Here is a 17300-nt window from a genome sequence, read left to right on the forward strand (position 1 = left end):
AAATTGAACAGTATCATGAGCGCACAGATCAGCAATATATTGCAACAGGCAATCACACTTCACCAGCAGGGCAAGCTAGCCGCGGCGGAAGCACTCTACCTGCAAGTCTTGCAAACCCAGCCTGAGCATTTTGATGCCATGCAATTACTGGGGGTGATTGCCAAGCAACGCGGCGATGCGGAGCTGGCAGTGACACGCCTGCGCCAGGCAATCGCTATTGATGCACAACAAGCCATTGCACATGTCAATCTGGGCGCAGCCTTGCAAGACCTCGGATTATCGCAAGAAGCACTGGCCAGTTATGACATGGCCCTGCAATTGAAACCTGACTACGCCATGGCCTGGAATAACCGTGGCAACGCCTTGCGCAGCATGGGGAAGTTGCCTGCAGCCCTGCATAACTATGATAAAGCCCTGCGCCTCAATCCCCGCTATACAGAGGCTCTGTTAAACCGCGGTATCGCCCAGCAAGAAATGGATGAGCATCAGCAAGCCTTGCAGGATTTTGATGAAGCCCGGCAATTAAAACCACAAGATGCTGCCATCCATTTTGCCCGCGCCTTCAGTCTGCAATGTTTGCGGCTATATGAAGGTGCTATCGCTGGATATGAAGATGTCTTGCACTTGCAGCCCGGGCACATACAGGCCTGGTGCAATCGCGGTATCTGTCTGCAAAAATTGCAGCAGTTTGCAGCCGCTGTGGAGAGCTTTACACAGGCGATAAAAATCAAGCCGGATTATGTCAAGGCGCATCTGCAATATGGCAATACATTGCGCCAGATGGGGCAGGACGATGTTGCTATTGCGGTTTATCAAGTGGCAGCCAGTCATTGCAAGGATGATGTGGAGCTGGCGCAAATCAATTATGCGCTGGCAGCACTGGGCGTAATCGATACGCCGGCAATGTCTCCCCCCACCTATATTGCTGATTTGTTTGACCAGTACGCTACCCATTTTGACGAGCATTTGCTGAAAGTCTTGCATTATCAAATACCGGCCCTGCTCAGCAAGGCAGTCAGCAAGCATGTCAAAGCTGAGCCCGGCAATTATCTGGATCTGGGTTGCGGTACGGGCTTGTGCGCAGCTTATCTGCGGGCAAAAGCCAGCAAGCTGACGGGCATAGATTTGTCAGAAAAGATGCTGAACCAGGCCAGGAAAACAAGTCTGTATGATGAACTGCATTGCGCAGAAATAAGCGACTGGTTGCAACTGCAAGACCAGGATTTTGACCTCATCATTGCAGCAGACGTGTTTGTATATATCGGCGAGCTGGATCAGGTATTTGCTGCTGCCAGTCGTGTCATGCAAACGAAGTCAGTGCTTGGATTTTCAGTCGAAGTGGCGGATGAAAGCGTAGACTACATTTTGCGCCCGTCCCAGCGCTATGCACACAGCTATGCTTATCTGCAGCGGCTGGCACAATTGCATGGCTTCAAGATCGTTGAAGCCAGCCAGGAAATTGCACGTCAGGACAAGGGCGAGGATGTTCACGCCCACATCCTGGTCATGATAAAAATCTAGGCCATCAGCAAGATGGCGATGCTGGTAGCCACACCACCAGACCAGACCAGGGTACGCAAAGTGCCCTGATTCATCAGATAGGTAATGATGTAGACGATACGGATGGCAATGAACAAGACTGCCAATTGATCTATACGCACTTGGTCGGCCTGGGCTTGCTGGGCAAGAACAACCGCAGCAATAAACAAGGGCAGGGCTTCAAAACCGTTTTGCTGCGCCGCATTGGCACGCTGCTGCCAGCCACTCAGGTCCTTGGCCCATTCCCTGGGATTGTTATTGTCATACCTGCCTGCTTCACGCGGCATTTTGGCTGAGCCACCCTTGGCCAGACCAACTGTCACTATCGGCAACAGGCAAGCCGCCAGTACGCACCAGTTTGCTATCGTCATTTTTATCTCCTGGAATAGTGTGAATTCAGATTTGAGAATTGCACGATACCAGCAGTCACAACAAGCTGCAGTAAATATTTTACGCCACCAGCGTCCATCCTGCCTGTGTCAAAGGGAGGCGCGTAACAGGCTTACCACTCGCTGCCAGCAAGGCATTGGCAATGGCCGGGCCTATCGACGGCGGGCCTTCTTCACCCACGCCTTCCGGCTTGTCACCAGTACTCATGACCATGACGTCCAGTACTGGTGTCTGTGCCAGCGTGACCAGTGGATAACTATCAAAATTACCCTGATCCACCTGGCCATCTTTGAAACTGATTTCGCCAAACAGGGCAGCAGACAGACCAAACAAGGTACCACCCATCATCTGTGCCTCAACTGCTTTGGGGTTGCCGACGACTCCCGGGTTGATGCCAGCAGTAATTTTTACCAGACGGAATTGCCCCGGTTTGCTGACCGCAATTTCGACAATATGAGCACTGAACAGAAAGCTATTGCCATTCATGGCAAAACCACGGTAATGGCCCTTGGGCAAGGGCGTGTTCCAGCCAGCACGATCTGCCAGCGCATTGACGAAAGCAAGGGCTTTAGGATTATGCTGCAACAGGCGGCGACGGTATTCCAGGCTATCCATGCCCGCCTTGCGTGCGGCCTGCTCCAGCGTGTGTTCAAGAAAAAAACAGTTTTGCGAATTGCCTACCGAGCGCCAGTAAGAGCAGGGAACGCCAAAGTCAACGCATGTCCAGCGTGTATCGAATAAAGGGAATTTATAACTGTTACCGAACCAGCCCATGATATAGGTCCAGTCAAGACCATCCCTGGCCGGGCTATTCGTGACCCGCGTATATTCCAGTAGTGAGGGACCCGCAGTATCGAGCCGTAAAACCATGGGCAGATGATCTTTATCCAGCGCCAGTTGCACACGGGCAGCGGTGATGGGGCGGTAATAGCCAGCCCGCATATCGTTCTCACGCGACCAGATGGTTTTTACGGTGGCACCGGCCGCCCTGGCGATCAGGGCAGCCTCGATGGCAAAATCATGTTCCAGCCTGCGGCCAAAACCGCCACCCACGTGCTGGGTGTGCACCTGTACTTGCTCAGGCTGCAAACCCAGGGTCTTGGCGACGCCATTTTGCGTATCCGTCTGGCTTTGGGTGGAGAGCCAGACTCGCGCACCTGTTGCAGTCACTTCAACAGTGGCGTTCAGGGGTTCCATCGCTGCATGCGCCAGGAAGGGGACATCAAAGCTGGTGTCGATAATGCTGCTTGCCTCTTTCATTGCTGTCTCTGCAGCACCTTCTTTTTGTTTTTTTGGACGAGGGAAGAGCTTGCCCTCGCCAGTAGCAACTGTCCTCAGCAAGCTGTCGCGCATATCTGCGGTGTTGATGCTCGCATGCGCGCCATCCTGCCATACTGGTTTTAGTAGTTGCACTGCCTTGTGAGCGATCCAGTAACGCTCAGCTACTACCGCCACGGCATTTGGCAGATGCACTACCTGACGCACACCTTTTATTGCCAGCGCAGGGCCATCATCCACACTTTGCAAGCTGCTGCCAAAGCGCGGCGCATGCAGGACAGCTGCCATCAGCATGCCTGGCCTTTGCACATCAATGCCAAACACGGCGCTGCCGTCTACCCTTGCCGGAATGTCAGGGCGTGGCATTGACTGCCCCAGCACCTTCCAGTCTTTGGGTGATTTGATCAGCAGTTTTTCTGGTGGCGACAGCAATGCTGCTGCCTTGATCAAGGAGGTATAGGGCAGGCTGCGGCTTGTAGCGGCATGATTTATTTGCGCGTTGCCTGCGGTGCAATCTTTCACCTCGACTTGCCATTGCAAGGCAGCTGCCTGCAGCAACATCTGCCTGGCCGCAGCACAGGCCGGTGCTATCGTTTCCAGCGCAGAATTAAAACCTGCACTGCCAAAAGTGGTGATACCGGGCGGCCATTCCCTGTGGAATTTCTTGATGACTGGCGCATGTTCTATGCGCACATTGGCGATAGGCATCTCCAGCTCTTCAGCGACGATCTGGGCAATCGCCGCATGCGTGCCCTGCCCCAGATTGGTGACCGTGGTGTAGGCAGTCACCACACCTGTGCCATCCATGCTGAGCCAGAAATCAAAGGGCGAATTAAAGGGCGACCCTGCCTTGCTTTTTTCATCCGCCGCCAGACTATCAAGCATGGGTATTGCGCTGCTGCCCAGTACCCATGCACCGGCCATCAGAGAAGACTTAAGAAAATTCCTGCGTGCAGGCGAAGCCAGGGGAGTCATACTTTTATCCCTTTCTTGCCTGCCAATGGTTTGAGTTTTGCAGCAGCCGTGTGTATCGCGGCCCTGACACGCGGATAAGTACCGCAACGACACAGATTGGTCATTGCCGCATCGATTTGCTTGTCGCTGGGATGTGGTGTAGTGTTCAGCAAGGCAGCAGCGGCCATCAGCATGCCTGACTGGCAATAACCGCATTGCGGCACCTGATGCTCTATCCATGCTTGTTGCAGGACATGGCTGCGGTCGGGCGACAAACCTTCTATCGTCGTGATGCTGCGCCCGTTCAGGCTTTCTACCGGCATGACGCAACTGCGCAAAGCCTGTCCATCCAGATGCACGGTACAGGCACCGCATTGCCCGGCACCGCAACCAAACTTGGTGCCAGTCAGGCCCAGGTCTTCGCGCAGTATCCACAGCAGCGGCGTGTCACCATCTGCCTGGCATGTACGTACTTGCCCATTTACTTTGAGTTTCACATCCATGTGTTCCCTTTGCGTTTGCAATTCAACAGCAGAAATTGATTATCTGGCAGCGATACACTGTCATGGCAGAGCTTGTGACGAAACCCCGAAACGCTGTCGCTACTCCCTTTCTGCGCAGGCAAATATGGCTATGCAGACTGCTATACTGCTGCCATGGAAAATGCCCGCCCAGATACTGCCGCCCTGAACCAGATGCCACAGCTCACAGCGATCACCGTCTTCAAACTCTTGCTGAGCAATATCCTGGTGTGGACCAGTCTGTGTGCCATTGGTGCTCTCGGCAATTATGGTGACCTGATCAAGTACGGAACTACCCAGCGCAGCTTTAGCGAGATACTGTGGTTCTGGGTCAGCAGCCATTTGCTGATGATGGTCTTCAGCACCTGCCTCTACCTGATTTTCATGCGGTACGAGCGATTCCTCAGCAAGGCGAAGGGCATAGCACTGGCGTATGTGATCATGCTGCTGGGCTTTCTGCCACTGGAAGTGATGTATATCGCTATCCTTGACCTGCTCAAGGACAAACCCGGCTTTGGTTTGCAAGACATCCTGACCACGGCCTTCAATATGCGGAACTTTACTATCTTCCTCGAATATGCCTGGTCCACCGGCACCTTCATTGCCGTGCTGGCGATCTGCACCTGGCGACAGGCGCGTGTGCGTGAGCAAGCCCTGCAACAATCGATGAACGATGTTTTGCATCTCAGACTGGACCTGGAGCAGCAAAGGCTGGATGCCTTGCGCGGACAACTGGAACCTCATTTTATCTTCAACTGCCTTAACGCCATCAGCGCCCTGGTTAGGGCAGACGACAAACGCATCGCCCTGACTGGCCTGAACCGCCTCAGTGATTTGCTGCGCTATGCGCTGACGGCCAGCAACAAGGACTGGGTGAGGCTGGAAGACGAGATGACTTTCATACGTGATTATCTGGAATTGCAAAGGCTGCGTTATGGCGCGCGCCTGCAAATCAGTATCGCTGGTGATACCACGAACGTACTGGCAGGTGACTGCCCGCCTCTGTTGCTGCAACCCTTGCTGGAAAATGCCTTGCGCCATGATCTGGATTGCCACGAGGGCAGCAGCGACATACGCATGCAGTTCAAACTGGATGGTGAAGAACTCAGTATCAGCGTCAGCAATACCGTCACCGATGGCATTGCTGCCAACCCCGGGCTGGGACTGGGCTTGCCGCAAACCCGCGCCAGGCTGGAATTGATTTACGCAGGACGCGCCAGCATGCAAAGCGGACGTACGCAAGATGGTGGTCAGTATCGCTATGAAGTGAAAATCCGCATGCCGCTACATATGCCTGAGAGCGCCACAACATGAACACTATCCGCGCACTGATCGTCGATGATGAGGAACCGGGGCGGGCGAACTTGCGCTATGCCTTGAAAGATCATCCGGACTGGAGCATAGTCGCTGAATGTGCCAGCGTGGCCACAGCACGGGAAGCAATGGACACCTATGTGGTTGATGTTATTTTCCTCGATATACAAATGCCACGCGAAACCGGGCTGACACTGGCACGTGAACTGGGTACGCAAGTTGCGCCACCGTTGGTAATTTTTGTTACGGCCTTCAATGCCCATGCGATAGAAGCCTTTGACCTGCATGCGCTGGATTACCTGCTCAAGCCTTTTGATGATCAGCGCCTGGCCTTATCGCTGGAACGCGCTACCGCCATGCTCAAACAGCGTCAGCAAGCCAGCTATGCGCAAGCGATGAGTCAGTATGTCAAGGCGGAAGATGAGGCAAAAAAAGACCAGCCAGCTTATTGGCAACAAATCAGCGTACGATCGGTAGGCCGCATAGAATGCATACAACTGGCCGATGTTTTATGGATAGAAGCGGCTGGAAATTACATGCAATTGCATCTGGGACAGAGACAGGTATTGCACAGGGTTGCTCTGAGCCAGCTGGAAAAACATCTCGATCCTGCAAGCTTCATGCGCGTACATCGCAGCGCTATCGTGCGCTGTGACCAGCTCAGCCAGCTTGAAGTTCTCGGTGATGGTGTGTATCAACTGGTGCTCGCCAACCAGGACAAAGTCCCCGTCAGCGAGCGCTATGTTGCTGAAGTCAGGCGGCGCATGCATGATGGCTTGCGACCGGTCTGACATCTTCTTTCCTTAAAACCCGTTTACGATCTGTAGCGAGCGTGCGTCAGTGGGGACGGGGTAACACTCAGTGCAACATAAACGCAGCGCAAAAAGCGGAATGTACTCTATTACATGAACATTTTGAGCAACGCAAGAGCCCCGCATTAACTCCGATGCGCTCGCGCTTAAGATCGTAAGCAGGTTTTTTACCAGACCTTGACCCTGTCCTTCGGTGCCAGATAAAGTTTTTGACCAGGCTGCACGGCAAAGGCATCGTACCAGGCATCCAGATTACGCACGGTCAGGACGCGGTATTGTCCTGGCGCGTGTTCATTGGTAATGATGGCTGTACGCAGGGTTTCATCACGCATCTTGCCGCGCCAGCTACGGGCGTAAGCCAAAAAGAATTCCTGTTCATCTTCTTTGCTAATGGCCTGGCCTTTTTGCTTCATCGAGGTACGATAGGCATCGTAGGCAGCCATCAAGCCGGCCAGATCGGCAATGTTTTCACCCAGGGTCTGCGCACCATTCACGGACAGGTCAGGGAAGGCCTTATATTGATTGAACTGGGCAATCAGGGCTTTGGAAGAAGTCTTGAAATGCGCCAGGTCAGCCTTGCTCCACCAGTTGCGCAACTCACCTTTTGCGTCAAACATGGCACCGGAATTATCAAAGCTGTGGCTGATTTCATGGCCTATGGTGGCACCGAGAGCACCGTAATTGGTGGCGTCACTGGCGGCCAGGTCAAAGTTCGGCGATTGCAAATACGCAGCCGGGAAGTTGATGGCGTTTTGCAGCGGCATGTTGACGGCATTCACCAGTTGCGCATTCATGCACCATTCTGTGACATCGACAGGCTGGCCAAATTTTGCAAGGGCGCGACTATATTCAAACTCCTGCGAACGTTCACGGTTGCCATAGGCATCATTTGCATCGACCACCAGACCAGAATAATCGCGCCATTTATCCGGGTAACCAACACCGACATAAGTCGACTTGATTTTGGCCAGTGCTTCTTGCTTGGTAGCAGGCGTCATCCACTTCAAGGCCTGCACGCGTTCGCCAAAGGCGGCCAGGATATTGCTGACCATTCCATTAATACGCGTTTTGGATTCTGGTGAAAAATTCTCGGCCACATACAACTTACCGACTTCTTCACCGACTGCATTATTGGTTGCTGCCACTGCATATTTCCAGCGTGGCTGCGGTGCTTTGGCGCCGCTGAGTGCGCTGTAAAACTTGAAGCGCTGGTCAAAGAAGGCCTGCGGTAATACTGTTGAGCGCTGGTTGATGGCATGGAAGCGCAAATAATCTTGCCAGCTTGTCAGTGGCGTTTTCGCTACCAGTGCCGATGATGCCTTCAATGCAGTGGGATGCCAGATAATGAATTTGTTTTGCCCATCCAGACCTGCTGCCTTGAAGTACGCTGCCCAATCCAGGCCAGCAGCTTTTTTATTGAAGTCAGCCAGGGTCCAGGTATTATCGGCCTTCAAGACATCAGAGGTGGCTTCACGGTTGGCATGGCCCTTGGCGATCTGTATTTCCAGATCAAAGACGCGCCTGGCAGCTTGCTCAGCATCAGGCACATTTGCCAGCTTGAATGTCGCGGCTATATGGGCCAGGTAGTTTTTCCTGATCTCTGCCATTCTGGGACTGGCTGACAAATAATATTCGCGGTCAGGCAAACCCAGGCCACCTTGCAAGAGGTAGGGCATGTACTTCGTATGGTCATGGAAGCCTTGCGATACCCACAGGCCAAACAGGTTTTCAGTAAATACATTGGTGGCATTGATAGGGTCAACGTCGGCACGCAAATGCTTGCCCAGGTAAGTCGCCAGCGCAGTCTTGTCTTTGAGGTCAGCTATGCTTTGCATCTCGCCTTGCAAAGGTGCCAGACCACGCTGGTTGATGACATCGGTATTCAAGTAAGAGGTGTAGAAATCACCTATCTTGCGCACCGCACTGCCTGCTTCTGCTCTGGTCGCCTGCTCTATGATTTTCAAGACCTTGGCATCAGACTCTTCTACCAGTACATCAAAAATACCGACTGCGACTTTGTCGTCGGGAATGACAGCGGTTTTTTCCCAGCCACCGTTGGCATAGCGGTTAAAGTCGTCACCTGGTGTGACTGAAATATCCATGCCGTTTTCTTTTTTTATCGGCGCTGCGGTTTTGGTAACAGGTGCATCGGCGGCACGTACCATGCCATGCATCAAAGGCATAGCCAACATGACCTGCAGGCAAACGCTGGCGATGGGCTTTAATTTAAATATTGTCTGGTTCATTATTTTCTTTCTTGTGAAATCTTGCAGAGATTTTGTCTATCGATAGGCAGCATAGACTTGGAAATCATTTTCCGTGACAAGTTCCACTATCTTCTTCTATTTTTATTTATTTCCTTACTTTCGCAAAAGCATCATTTTCTTTCCAGGCAGGCATTTTTGCTGCATTAGCAATTTCCCGACCAAGATTCAGAGTGAACTGTGCCTGCTCAGTCATGCCAGATAAATCCCAGTTGGCATCATATTCATCGCTCACCTGGTGATAACGTTTGCCATAGCCGCGCGCTTTTTCTTGCGAGGCTTGCGGGTCATTAATATAGTCGCGGCCACTGCCTATCGAAAAAGCCGGTACGCCCGCCTTGGCAAAACTAAAATGGTCGCTGCGGAAATAACCACCCGCCACGTCCACGCGTGGCGGGGCGACTGTCATGTTCATGCCTTGCGCGACTTTGCTGGCAGCCACGATAAGGTCACTACGGTCGGCACCAAAGGCACTGATGTCTTTGGTACGGCCCACAAAATTGAGCGTATCCAGATTCAGCGCAGCAGCCGTTTTATTCAGGGCCCATAAGGGATGCGCAGCATACCAGGCGCTACCGAGCAAACCCTGCTCTTCTGCTGCCACCCACAAGAACATCTGGCTGCGCTTGGCCGGTTGCGCGACTGCGGCTTTTGCCATCGCCAGCAAGGCTGCTGTGCCAGAGCCATTATCGACTGCACCATTGTAAATCTGGTCGCCTGTACCTTCTTGCTTGCCCAGGTGATCCCAGTGTGCGCTGTAGATCACCAGTTCATTCTTAAGCTGCGGATCTGTACCGGGTACGATACCGGCAATATTGAATTGTTCCAGCTGCCGTATTTGCGATTTTGCTTCACCCTTGAGCCTGGCCTTGATGACGACTGGTTTGAAATCCTTGCCTTCAGCAGCCTGGCGCAGCGCATTCAAATCCAGGCCTGATGCCGCAAACAGGGTGTTTGCTGCGCCATCAGTGATCCAGCCTTGTATCGCCAGGCCCTTGGCATCTTTATTCGCCAACTGGAATTGCTCACCCGTGCCACCATTTTTCAAGACATCCCAGCCTATGTTTGCAGACGCATCGGTGTGTATCAACAAAACCCCAGCCGCGCCACGGCGCAGGGCTTCTTCCGTCTTGTAACTGCGGCGGCCATAATAAGTCAGGGCTTTGCCACCAAAGCGGTCTGGCTGTTCTGCGGTGGGTTGCGGATCATTCACCATGACGACGAGGATCTTGCCTTTGCAATCAACACCCTTGAAGTCATCCCATTGTTCTTCCGGCGCGTTGATGCCATAACCGACGAACAGCAATTCATGATCAAACTGATGTGAGCTCACGGCATCACCCGCACTCCAGATCCAGTCTTCACCAAAAGTCAGGTTAAGCGACCTGGCAAGACGTATATTGACAGAGCTTTCCAGTGGCAAAGACTTGATACCGTTGATGCTGACTGCCTGCCTGTAGCTCTTGCCATTGGCAGGTAACAGACCAGCTACAGCAGCCTGGGTTTCCAGATAGGCCACTGTCAGGTCACCACCGTGCTGCCCCGTACCACGGCCTTCAAACAAATCGGAAGACAAGAGTGCCAAATGGGCGCGCAAAGCAGCTTCATCAACTTTTGCAGGGTTTGTCTGTGCAAAACTATACGCTGGAATTGTCAGGGCAAAGCCCAGTAGCGCAGTAGATAAATAGTGTGCAGAATTTTTTTTCATATCATTTTTATTCAAAACAAGGCAATAAAAAAACCGGCCTGTCAAAAAAACAGGCCGGCTTCGTCAGTCAATATTTCAAGCCAGGTGACGCAATTCGCGCAGGGCCACCGATACAGGTGCCAGGTCCGGCCCCTGTGCGCTGATGGTGGTCAGCAAGGCAGTCAGTCTGTCTATGGCCGGTGCATGCTGCGCATGCCAGTTGCTGACATCTTCCTGGCGTGACAACAGGCCACGGGTGATCTGACTGGCGATGGAATACACATCATCGCGTGCGCTGCCGCGTGCCTGGGTCTGCCACAAGGTGTCTGTCGGCAGGCGGTTGATCTGATTGCGCCAACCGGTCAGGCCCAGTTCATCATCAATACCGAAGTAAGCACGCGCTGCCAGTTCCAGCGTGCTGCTGGTGCTTTGTGCCAGGTCAACCAGGTCGAGTGCCGGGAAGATGTATTCCAGCGCCGTCAGGTTTTGTGCCAGCGTGGCTTCTACCCCGGCTTGCGTCAGCGCCTCGGCTTCTTTTTGCCAGTTGGCGTGGGCATTGGCTGGCAGCCAGTCATCTAGCTGCCAGCGCAGTTCACGTGCTGCCGGTTGATAACGTTGTATCAGCGTAGGCAGATCAGTGCTTTGTGAACGTATGCGCAACATCCAGCGTGAAGCCCTTTGGGCGATCGCGATCAGTTTGGACAAGAGATCGAGCTGCAGTTTTGAATCGACGACATAATCAAGCGCATCGATCTGGTCCCACAGCGCTTCCAGATCAAATATCTCACGGGCCAGCGTAAAGGCGCGTATCACGTCTGCCGCGGTCGCCCCTGCTTCAGAAGCAATGAAGTTGACGAAGGTGGCGCCGGCACGATTGACCACCGTATTGGTGATGAAGGTGGCAATGATTTCGCGTTTCAACGGGTGATTGGAAATCGCTTCAGCAAAACGCTCTGACAAGACTTGCGGGAAGTAAGCCTTGAGCGCGCGGCTGAAGAAAGGATCGTCCGGCAAATTGCTGGCAACCAGTTCATCAAACACTGACATCTTGGCATAGGCAAGCACGACCGCACCTTCTGGTGCAGTCAGGCCTTGCTTCAATGCCTTGCGATGGAAGATTTCATCATCACTGGGCAGGTATTCTATGGCACGGTTCAGACGGCCCTGTTTTTCCAGCGACTGCATCAGCCTTTGCTGACCATCAAGCACATACAGTGGGCGATGGGCAGCAATATCCAGTGCCTGGCTTTGATAATAATTATCGGTCAGGACCAGGTGGCCGACTTCATCTGTCATCGACGCCAGCAAGTCATTACGTTGCTTCAGTGTCAGGTCACCCGCTTCGACGATGCTGCCCAACAGAATCTTGATATTCACTTCATGGTCAGAGCAATCGACACCGGCAGAATTGTCTATCGCATCGGTATAGATACGACCACCTTTTTGCGCGAATTCTATACGGCCATTCTGGGTACAACCCAGGTTACCGCCTTCGGCCAGGACCTTGCAGCGCAAGTCATTGCCATTGACCCGGAAGGCATCACCAGCCTTGTCACCGACCTGGGCATGGGTTTCATACTTGGCCTTGACATAGGTGCCTATGCCGCCGTTGTACAGCAAATCTACAGGAGCTTGCAAAATGGCACGCAGCAATTCCACTGGTGCCAGTTCGGCAGTTTCTATGCCCAATACGGCACAGGCTTCCGGACTCAGACTGATGGATTTTGCAGTGCGTGGGAACACGCCGCCACCAGCAGAAATCAAGCTCTTGTCGTAATCATCCCAACTCGAACGCGGCAGGTTGAACAGACGCTGGCGCTCGGCAAATGAGATCGCCACATCAGGTGAAGGATCAATAAAGATGTGACGATGATCAAATGCCGCCACCAGTTTGATATGCCCGGACAACAGCATGCCATTACCGAATACGTCGCCGGACATGTCACCAATACCGGCCACGGTAAATGCCGTGTCCTGCGTATTCACACCCTGTGAGCGGAAATGGCGCTTGACCGATTCCCATGCACCGCGGGCAGTGATACCCATTTTCTTGTGGTCGTAACCGACCGAGCCGCCGGAGGCAAACGCATCACCGAGCCAAAAGCCATAATCAGCCGATACACCGTTGGCGATATCCGAGAAGGTTGCCGTACCCTTGTCAGCCGCAACCACCAGGTAAGGGTCATCGGCATCATGACGTATGACTTTTTGTGGTGGTACGACAGTGCCTTTGACGATATTGTCAGTCACATCCAGCAGGCCGGACAGGAAGATTTTGTAGCAAGCCACGCCTTCAGCCTGATAGGCTTCGCGGTCGCTTGCTGGTGGCGCATTCTTGAGGACAAAACCACCTTTGGAACCAACAGGTACGATGACGGTATTCTTGACTTGCTGGGCTTTTACCAGACCAAGGATTTCGGTACGGAAGTCTTCACGCCTGTCCGACCAGCGCAGGCCACCACGGGCCACTTTGCCCCCGCGCAAATGCACGCCTTCAACCCGTGGAGAGTAGACCCAGATTTCAAACAGGGGTTTGGGTTCCGGCACGCCGGGTACTTCACGCGGGTTGAGCTTGAAGCTCATGTAAGGCTTGAATGCACCGCTGGCGGTGGTTTGCCACAGATTGGTACGCAGGGTTGCAACAATAGTCGCGATGAACTGGCGCAAGATGCGGTCTTCATCCAGGCTGGCGACATTGCTCATCTGGGCTTCAAGCTGTTCGCGTATATGCTTTTGTGCCTGTTCGCGGTCACCGACATAGTCAGGCTTGAAGCGGGCACCAAACAACTCGGCAATCAGTTGGGTGATAGGCGCATTCTTGTTGAGTGCTGCTTCGATATAGTTCTGGCTATAGGCAAAACCCAGTTGCTTGAAGTAACGCGAGCAGGCACGCAAGACAGCAATAGATCGTGCATCCAGCGTGGTATTCAAGACCAGGCGGTTCAGGTCATCGCTTTCAACCTCACCACCCCAGGCTTGTGAAAACAGGTTTTCAAAACGCAGTTTGACTGATGATAAGTCTGTATTGGCAGGTAATTGCAAGCCAAGGTCATGTATCCACAAAGTCTCGGCGCCGCTGACAATCGCGTAAGGATGTTCATCCAGTACCCTGGCCCCCATGTGCTCCAGCACCGGCAGCGAATCAGACAAGGCCACCTTGGCAGTGTTATAAATCTTGAAGCGCAAATTGCCGGGGCCTGCATCGAGTGGCCGGTAGAGCTTGACCATCATCGGTGCACCGGCGTTCAGACTGGCCAGCATGTCTGCATCTTCTGCACCAACCAGAGCAGAAAAATCTTCACGGTAAGCTGTCGGGAAAGCATGGGCAAAGCGGTTTGCCAGGCTCAGGCCATTGCCTTCACCATGCGAGCGCAGCAACTCTGCCGTGCAGTCATCTTCCCAGCGTTGCGCGAGTTTGGCAATGCGCGCTTCCAGCATGGCCAGATTGACATTTTGAGGTGCGACATCCTTGGCCCTGACCAGGTAATGGATGCGCGCCAATGGGCTGTCGGTCAGCATGGGCGTGAATTCTATGGACTGACCATTCAGTGCCATCATCAACTCATTACCTATCTTGACGCGCAACTCAGTGTTATAGCGGTCACGCGGCACAAACACCTGGGCCGAAGTGAAACGACCAAAGGGGTCACGGCGCAAGAACAAGCGGGTGCGCTGACGTTCTTGCAGGCGCAGGATACCTATTGCATGATCTGCCAGGGTGTTGCCATCAATCTGGAACAGTTCATCACGCGGATAATCATCAAGGATGGCTTGCAGGGATTTGGCTGCATGGCTCTCAGGCACGACACCGGAGGTATTCATGACATTCGTCACGCGCTGACGTACCAGCGGGATATTGCCCACCGGTTCAGAATACGCCGTGGATGTGTACAAACCCAGGAAGCGCGATTCACCGATGACATTACCGGCATCATCAAAACGCTTGACGGCGATATAGTCCAGCCAGGCTGGCCTGTGCACAGTGGCACGTGTCATGGCCTTGGTGACCATCACCATTTCTGTGGAATCCATCAGGGCCACTACTTCTGGCGGCAAACGGGTTTCCGGGGTCTTGACAGGGCCACGCAAGATGCCCAGACCAGAATCGGCTATCGCTACCAGGCTGACATTGTCGCCATCGCGCTTCAAATCATAGTCGCGTACACCGAGGAAGGTGAAATGCCGGTCTTCCAGCCAGGCCAGAAAGGCAAGGGCTTCATCACGTTTTTCTGGGGATTGGGTAGATTTCTCACAAGCTGCACGTACTTCGCGTACACGGGCCAGCATGGGTTGCCAGTCAACCACGGCACCACGTACATCGGACAAGACACTTTTCAGATCTTCCACCAACGCCTGCTGTGCCGCCTGGTCAACGATGCGGTCACATTCAACCAGGATCAGGGATTCTACTGGGTCGCTACGGCCCGCCGCCTTCGCCGCTGCCACTGTGCTGACTGCAGTCACACTGCCATTCGCATCACGCGCCACACTCATCAGTGGGTGCACTATCCAGTGTGCAGTACGACCACTGCGGTTGATTGCCATCGTCACCGAATCCACCAGGAAAGGCATATTGTCATTCACAATCTGCACGACCGTATGGTCGCTGACAAAACCATCTTCTGCCAGAGTGGGGTTGAAAACCCTTATCTTGGGTGTCTGGGCGGTACGCGGTGCATCCAGCAAACGCCAGTGGGCATTGGCCTGGGCGAACAGGGTAGCTGGGCCACGGCTGATGATTTCATCCGGGTCAGTGTTTTCAAAATAGGTGGTAATAAAAGAACCCTGGCGTTCAGATGCCGGGCCAGTGTGCGCTTGCGCATAAGCAATCAGCTCAGCGAAGTGGGAAGAGGTCATACGTTCTCCTTCTATTGGAAGATAACGAGAGATAAAGATGCAAGGCTACCTGTGCACCATATTGTGCAAGTATCCTCCATTATGCGGATGGAAACAAACGGCATTTCCCTTACGAGCGTACGGAAAATTGATCGCCAGACCACACAACTGGTATTGAGTGCAGGCAGTTCTGAGCAAGTGTTGCTTACTTACACAAAAATGCCGACAAAATGCGAGAACATCGAGCCCAGGCTAAATGCAGCTTTTTTGCTTTTTCTCAAGCCTGACAAAATAGGAAAATACAAAATTGTGGGTAATCATGACCATGTGCAGTGCAGCATGAGGACAAGAGCAGGTCGTCTCTCATGAGTCTAATGATTGAAACGGATAGGTTGCATAAACCAGCCCACGATACTGGCGATCAGCATGATGGCCGCAAGCCACACCAGCTTGCGCCACGTCTGACCACTGCTTGTGAGTATCTCGAAACTATCGACAAAGATGGTTTCGCAAGCGCCGTTGCCAGTATCGGTGCGGACGATGCTGGTGCCGCGCTTGAAAGCGAAACCATGGTTATGTGAATATTCAGAGAGGCGGCCACGCAGATGAATCTGGTCGCCGATCTCGACCTTTTGCATGATCTTTGCGAGGCCGGGCTGGTCGGTCAGCAAATGGTTGTTCGAAATAGCCGTCTGGTCAAAAGCAGCAAATGCTTCACCCGTCGAAGCCTGGAAATTGCAGGTGAACTGGCCGCTGGAAAAACTGATGTCGCTATAGGAACCGTTGCGCGCATTATTACCCCAGATGACGCATATATCCATGACATTCAGATGGTCATTCCATTCACGGTGCAAATAATCCCAACCGGTACTGGTGTCATGCCTGCTGACGACCAGGCCAACCAGATCATAGTCATACAAGGGTTGCACCTTGTAATCGACACCGCCTCTGCTGACTTCGAATGCGGTTTGCTCTATCTTGTTTTGTACTGGTTCATTCAATAGCACATTGTTCAATTCGGCCGGAGGTGGCAATACGTCACGCCTCCATATCGCGTATAGCAAGAGGCAAAGGCTGAATGTCATCAGCCATTTCAAAAAAGTGCGCAGTGTCAACGTGCTTAATCCAGCTTCAACAAGCTGACATCATGTAATGAGCAAGCCTGTACTTTTGCGCCAAAGAAATCGGCTTGTAGCTGAAATGCTCGCAGAATTCTTTGACGCCCAGGTTCATCATCCGGCAAAGTAAAAATCACTTTCAGTACATTCGCTGTATTGGTAGCTTGTTGCGTGTTGATGGCTTGGGCCAGTGTTGTGGAGGCTGTCGTTGAAGTGACAGTTGCTGCCTGCGGCAGCATTTTATGCATTTCAGCAAGGACTTCTGCTTCGGTGATGATGACGGTATCGTGCGCGCCATGAAATTTTCGTGCGCCAGGACTGACATCAGCGACACCGCCAGTAATTTCAAATTCCGTGGCGGAAATACGCTCGTAATGGAAGGCTTGCCAGTCACTATTTTGCAGTTCCACTGGCTGAGCAGCCAGGTATTTGCGGTTTGCCACTGCTGCCATTGCAACGGCAGCAATCCCGCCACCGGCAATCATGCCAATTGGCAACATCTCTGCCAGGTTATCGGGAATATCTTCCGCACCGTTCAGACTCACTTCACTCATTTGCTGCCTCAATCAAAAAAAGCTGTTTGCGCA

General features: G+C 53.0%; 11 protein-coding genes. 3 read left to right on the forward strand and 8 right to left on the reverse strand.

All coding sequences use genetic code 11. The features are described from left to right. Positions 1–15: 15 nt before the first annotated feature. Positions 16–1521 (forward strand): tetratricopeptide repeat protein, encoded by a 1506-nt coding sequence (locus tag AC3WQT_RS11340; protein ID WP_492703967.1) that lies wholly within the window; start codon positions 16–18, stop codon positions 1519–1521. Here AC3WQT_RS11340 and AC3WQT_RS11345 read toward each other — a convergent pair. The 3 genes from AC3WQT_RS11345 to AC3WQT_RS11355 all read right to left on the reverse strand — a co-directional run bounded on the left by AC3WQT_RS11345 (position 1518) and on the right by AC3WQT_RS11355 (position 4658). After that, a complete protein-coding gene (locus tag AC3WQT_RS11345) occupies positions 1518–1910 on the reverse strand; it encodes an MAPEG family protein (protein ID WP_492703968.1) in 393 nt (130 codons plus the stop codon). The genes AC3WQT_RS11340 and AC3WQT_RS11345 overlap by 4 nt on opposite strands. Positions 1911–1989: 79 nt before the next feature. Next, positions 1990–4182 carry a xanthine dehydrogenase family protein molybdopterin-binding subunit gene (locus tag AC3WQT_RS11350; RefSeq protein WP_492703969.1) on the reverse strand — a complete coding sequence of 731 codons (2193 nt, stop codon included), beginning with the start codon at positions 4180–4182 and terminating at the stop codon, positions 1990–1992. After that, the gene (locus tag AC3WQT_RS11355; protein WP_492704156.1) at positions 4179–4658 is read right to left on the reverse strand and encodes a (2Fe-2S)-binding protein; all 480 of its coding nucleotides are present in this window, start codon (positions 4656–4658) and stop codon (positions 4179–4181) included. The genes AC3WQT_RS11350 and AC3WQT_RS11355 overlap by 4 nt, the downstream gene beginning before the upstream one ends. A gap of 159 nt (positions 4659–4817) precedes the next feature. Here AC3WQT_RS11355 and AC3WQT_RS11360 point away from each other — a divergent pair, with 159 nt between their 5' ends. Then, positions 4818–5996: a sensor histidine kinase gene (locus AC3WQT_RS11360; protein ID WP_492703970.1), complete on the forward strand. Its 1179-nt coding sequence runs from the start codon at positions 4818–4820 to the stop codon at positions 5994–5996. After that, positions 5993–6787 (forward strand): LytR/AlgR family response regulator transcription factor, encoded by a 795-nt coding sequence (locus tag AC3WQT_RS11365; protein ID WP_492703971.1) that lies wholly within the window; start codon positions 5993–5995, stop codon positions 6785–6787. Before AC3WQT_RS11360 ends, AC3WQT_RS11365 begins: the two co-directional genes overlap by 4 nt. Positions 6788–6975: 188 nt before the next feature. Here AC3WQT_RS11365 and AC3WQT_RS11370 read toward each other — a convergent pair whose 3' ends face one another. From AC3WQT_RS11370 to AC3WQT_RS11390, 5 genes are all read right to left on the reverse strand, one after another. Continuing rightward, the gene (locus AC3WQT_RS11370) at positions 6976–9054 is read right to left on the reverse strand and encodes a M13 family metallopeptidase (RefSeq protein ID WP_492703972.1); all 2079 of its coding nucleotides are present in this window, start codon (positions 9052–9054) and stop codon (positions 6976–6978) included. Between the two features lie 106 nt (positions 9055–9160). After that, complete coding sequence (locus AC3WQT_RS11375; RefSeq protein WP_492703973.1) at positions 9161–10780, reverse strand: M28 family peptidase; 1620 nt, start codon at positions 10778–10780, stop codon at positions 9161–9163. A 75-nt stretch (positions 10781–10855) separates the two neighbouring features. Further along, on the reverse strand, positions 10856–15616 hold the full coding sequence (locus AC3WQT_RS11380; RefSeq protein WP_492703974.1) for an NAD-glutamate dehydrogenase: 4761 nt from the start codon (positions 15614–15616) through the stop codon (positions 10856–10858). 350 nt (positions 15617–15966) lie between these two features. Beyond that, positions 15967–16680: a hypothetical protein gene (locus AC3WQT_RS11385; protein ID WP_492703975.1), complete on the reverse strand. Its 714-nt coding sequence runs from the start codon at positions 16678–16680 to the stop codon at positions 15967–15969. 35 nt (positions 16681–16715) lie between these two features. Next, complete coding sequence (locus AC3WQT_RS11390; RefSeq protein WP_492703976.1) at positions 16716–17267, reverse strand: hypothetical protein; 552 nt, start codon at positions 17265–17267, stop codon at positions 16716–16718. Positions 17268–17300: the final 33 nt, after the last annotated feature.

The sequence above is a fragment of the Undibacterium sp. FW305-107 genome, assembly GCF_058788535.1.

Excerpts from the sequence above, each read along its gene's own strand:
- AC3WQT_RS11350 (WP_492703969.1), bottom strand. The coding sequence starts at position 4,182 with ATGACTCCCCTGGCTTCGCCTGCACGCAGGAATTTTCTTAAGTCTTCT.
- AC3WQT_RS11345 (WP_492703968.1), bottom strand. The coding sequence starts at position 1,910 with ATGACGATAGCAAACTGGTGCGTACTGGCGGCTTGCCTGTTGCCGATA.
- AC3WQT_RS11365 (WP_492703971.1), top strand. The coding sequence starts at position 5,993 with ATGAACACTATCCGCGCACTGATCGTCGATGATGAGGAACCGGGGCGG.
- AC3WQT_RS11340 (WP_492703967.1), top strand. The coding sequence starts at position 16 with ATGAGCGCACAGATCAGCAATATATTGCAACAGGCAATCACACTTCAC.
- AC3WQT_RS11375 (WP_492703973.1), bottom strand. The coding sequence starts at position 10,780 with ATGAAAAAAAATTCTGCACACTATTTATCTACTGCGCTACTGGGCTTT.
- AC3WQT_RS11360 (WP_492703970.1), top strand. The coding sequence starts at position 4,818 with ATGGAAAATGCCCGCCCAGATACTGCCGCCCTGAACCAGATGCCACAG.
- AC3WQT_RS11385 (WP_492703975.1), bottom strand. The coding sequence starts at position 16,680 with ATGACATTCAGCCTTTGCCTCTTGCTATACGCGATATGGAGGCGTGAC.
- AC3WQT_RS11370 (WP_492703972.1), bottom strand. The coding sequence starts at position 9,054 with ATGAACCAGACAATATTTAAATTAAAGCCCATCGCCAGCGTTTGCCTG.
- AC3WQT_RS11380 (WP_492703974.1), bottom strand. The coding sequence starts at position 15,616 with ATGACCTCTTCCCACTTCGCTGAGCTGATTGCTTATGCGCAAGCGCAC.
- AC3WQT_RS11390 (WP_492703976.1), bottom strand. The coding sequence starts at position 17,267 with ATGAGTGAAGTGAGTCTGAACGGTGCGGAAGATATTCCCGATAACCTG.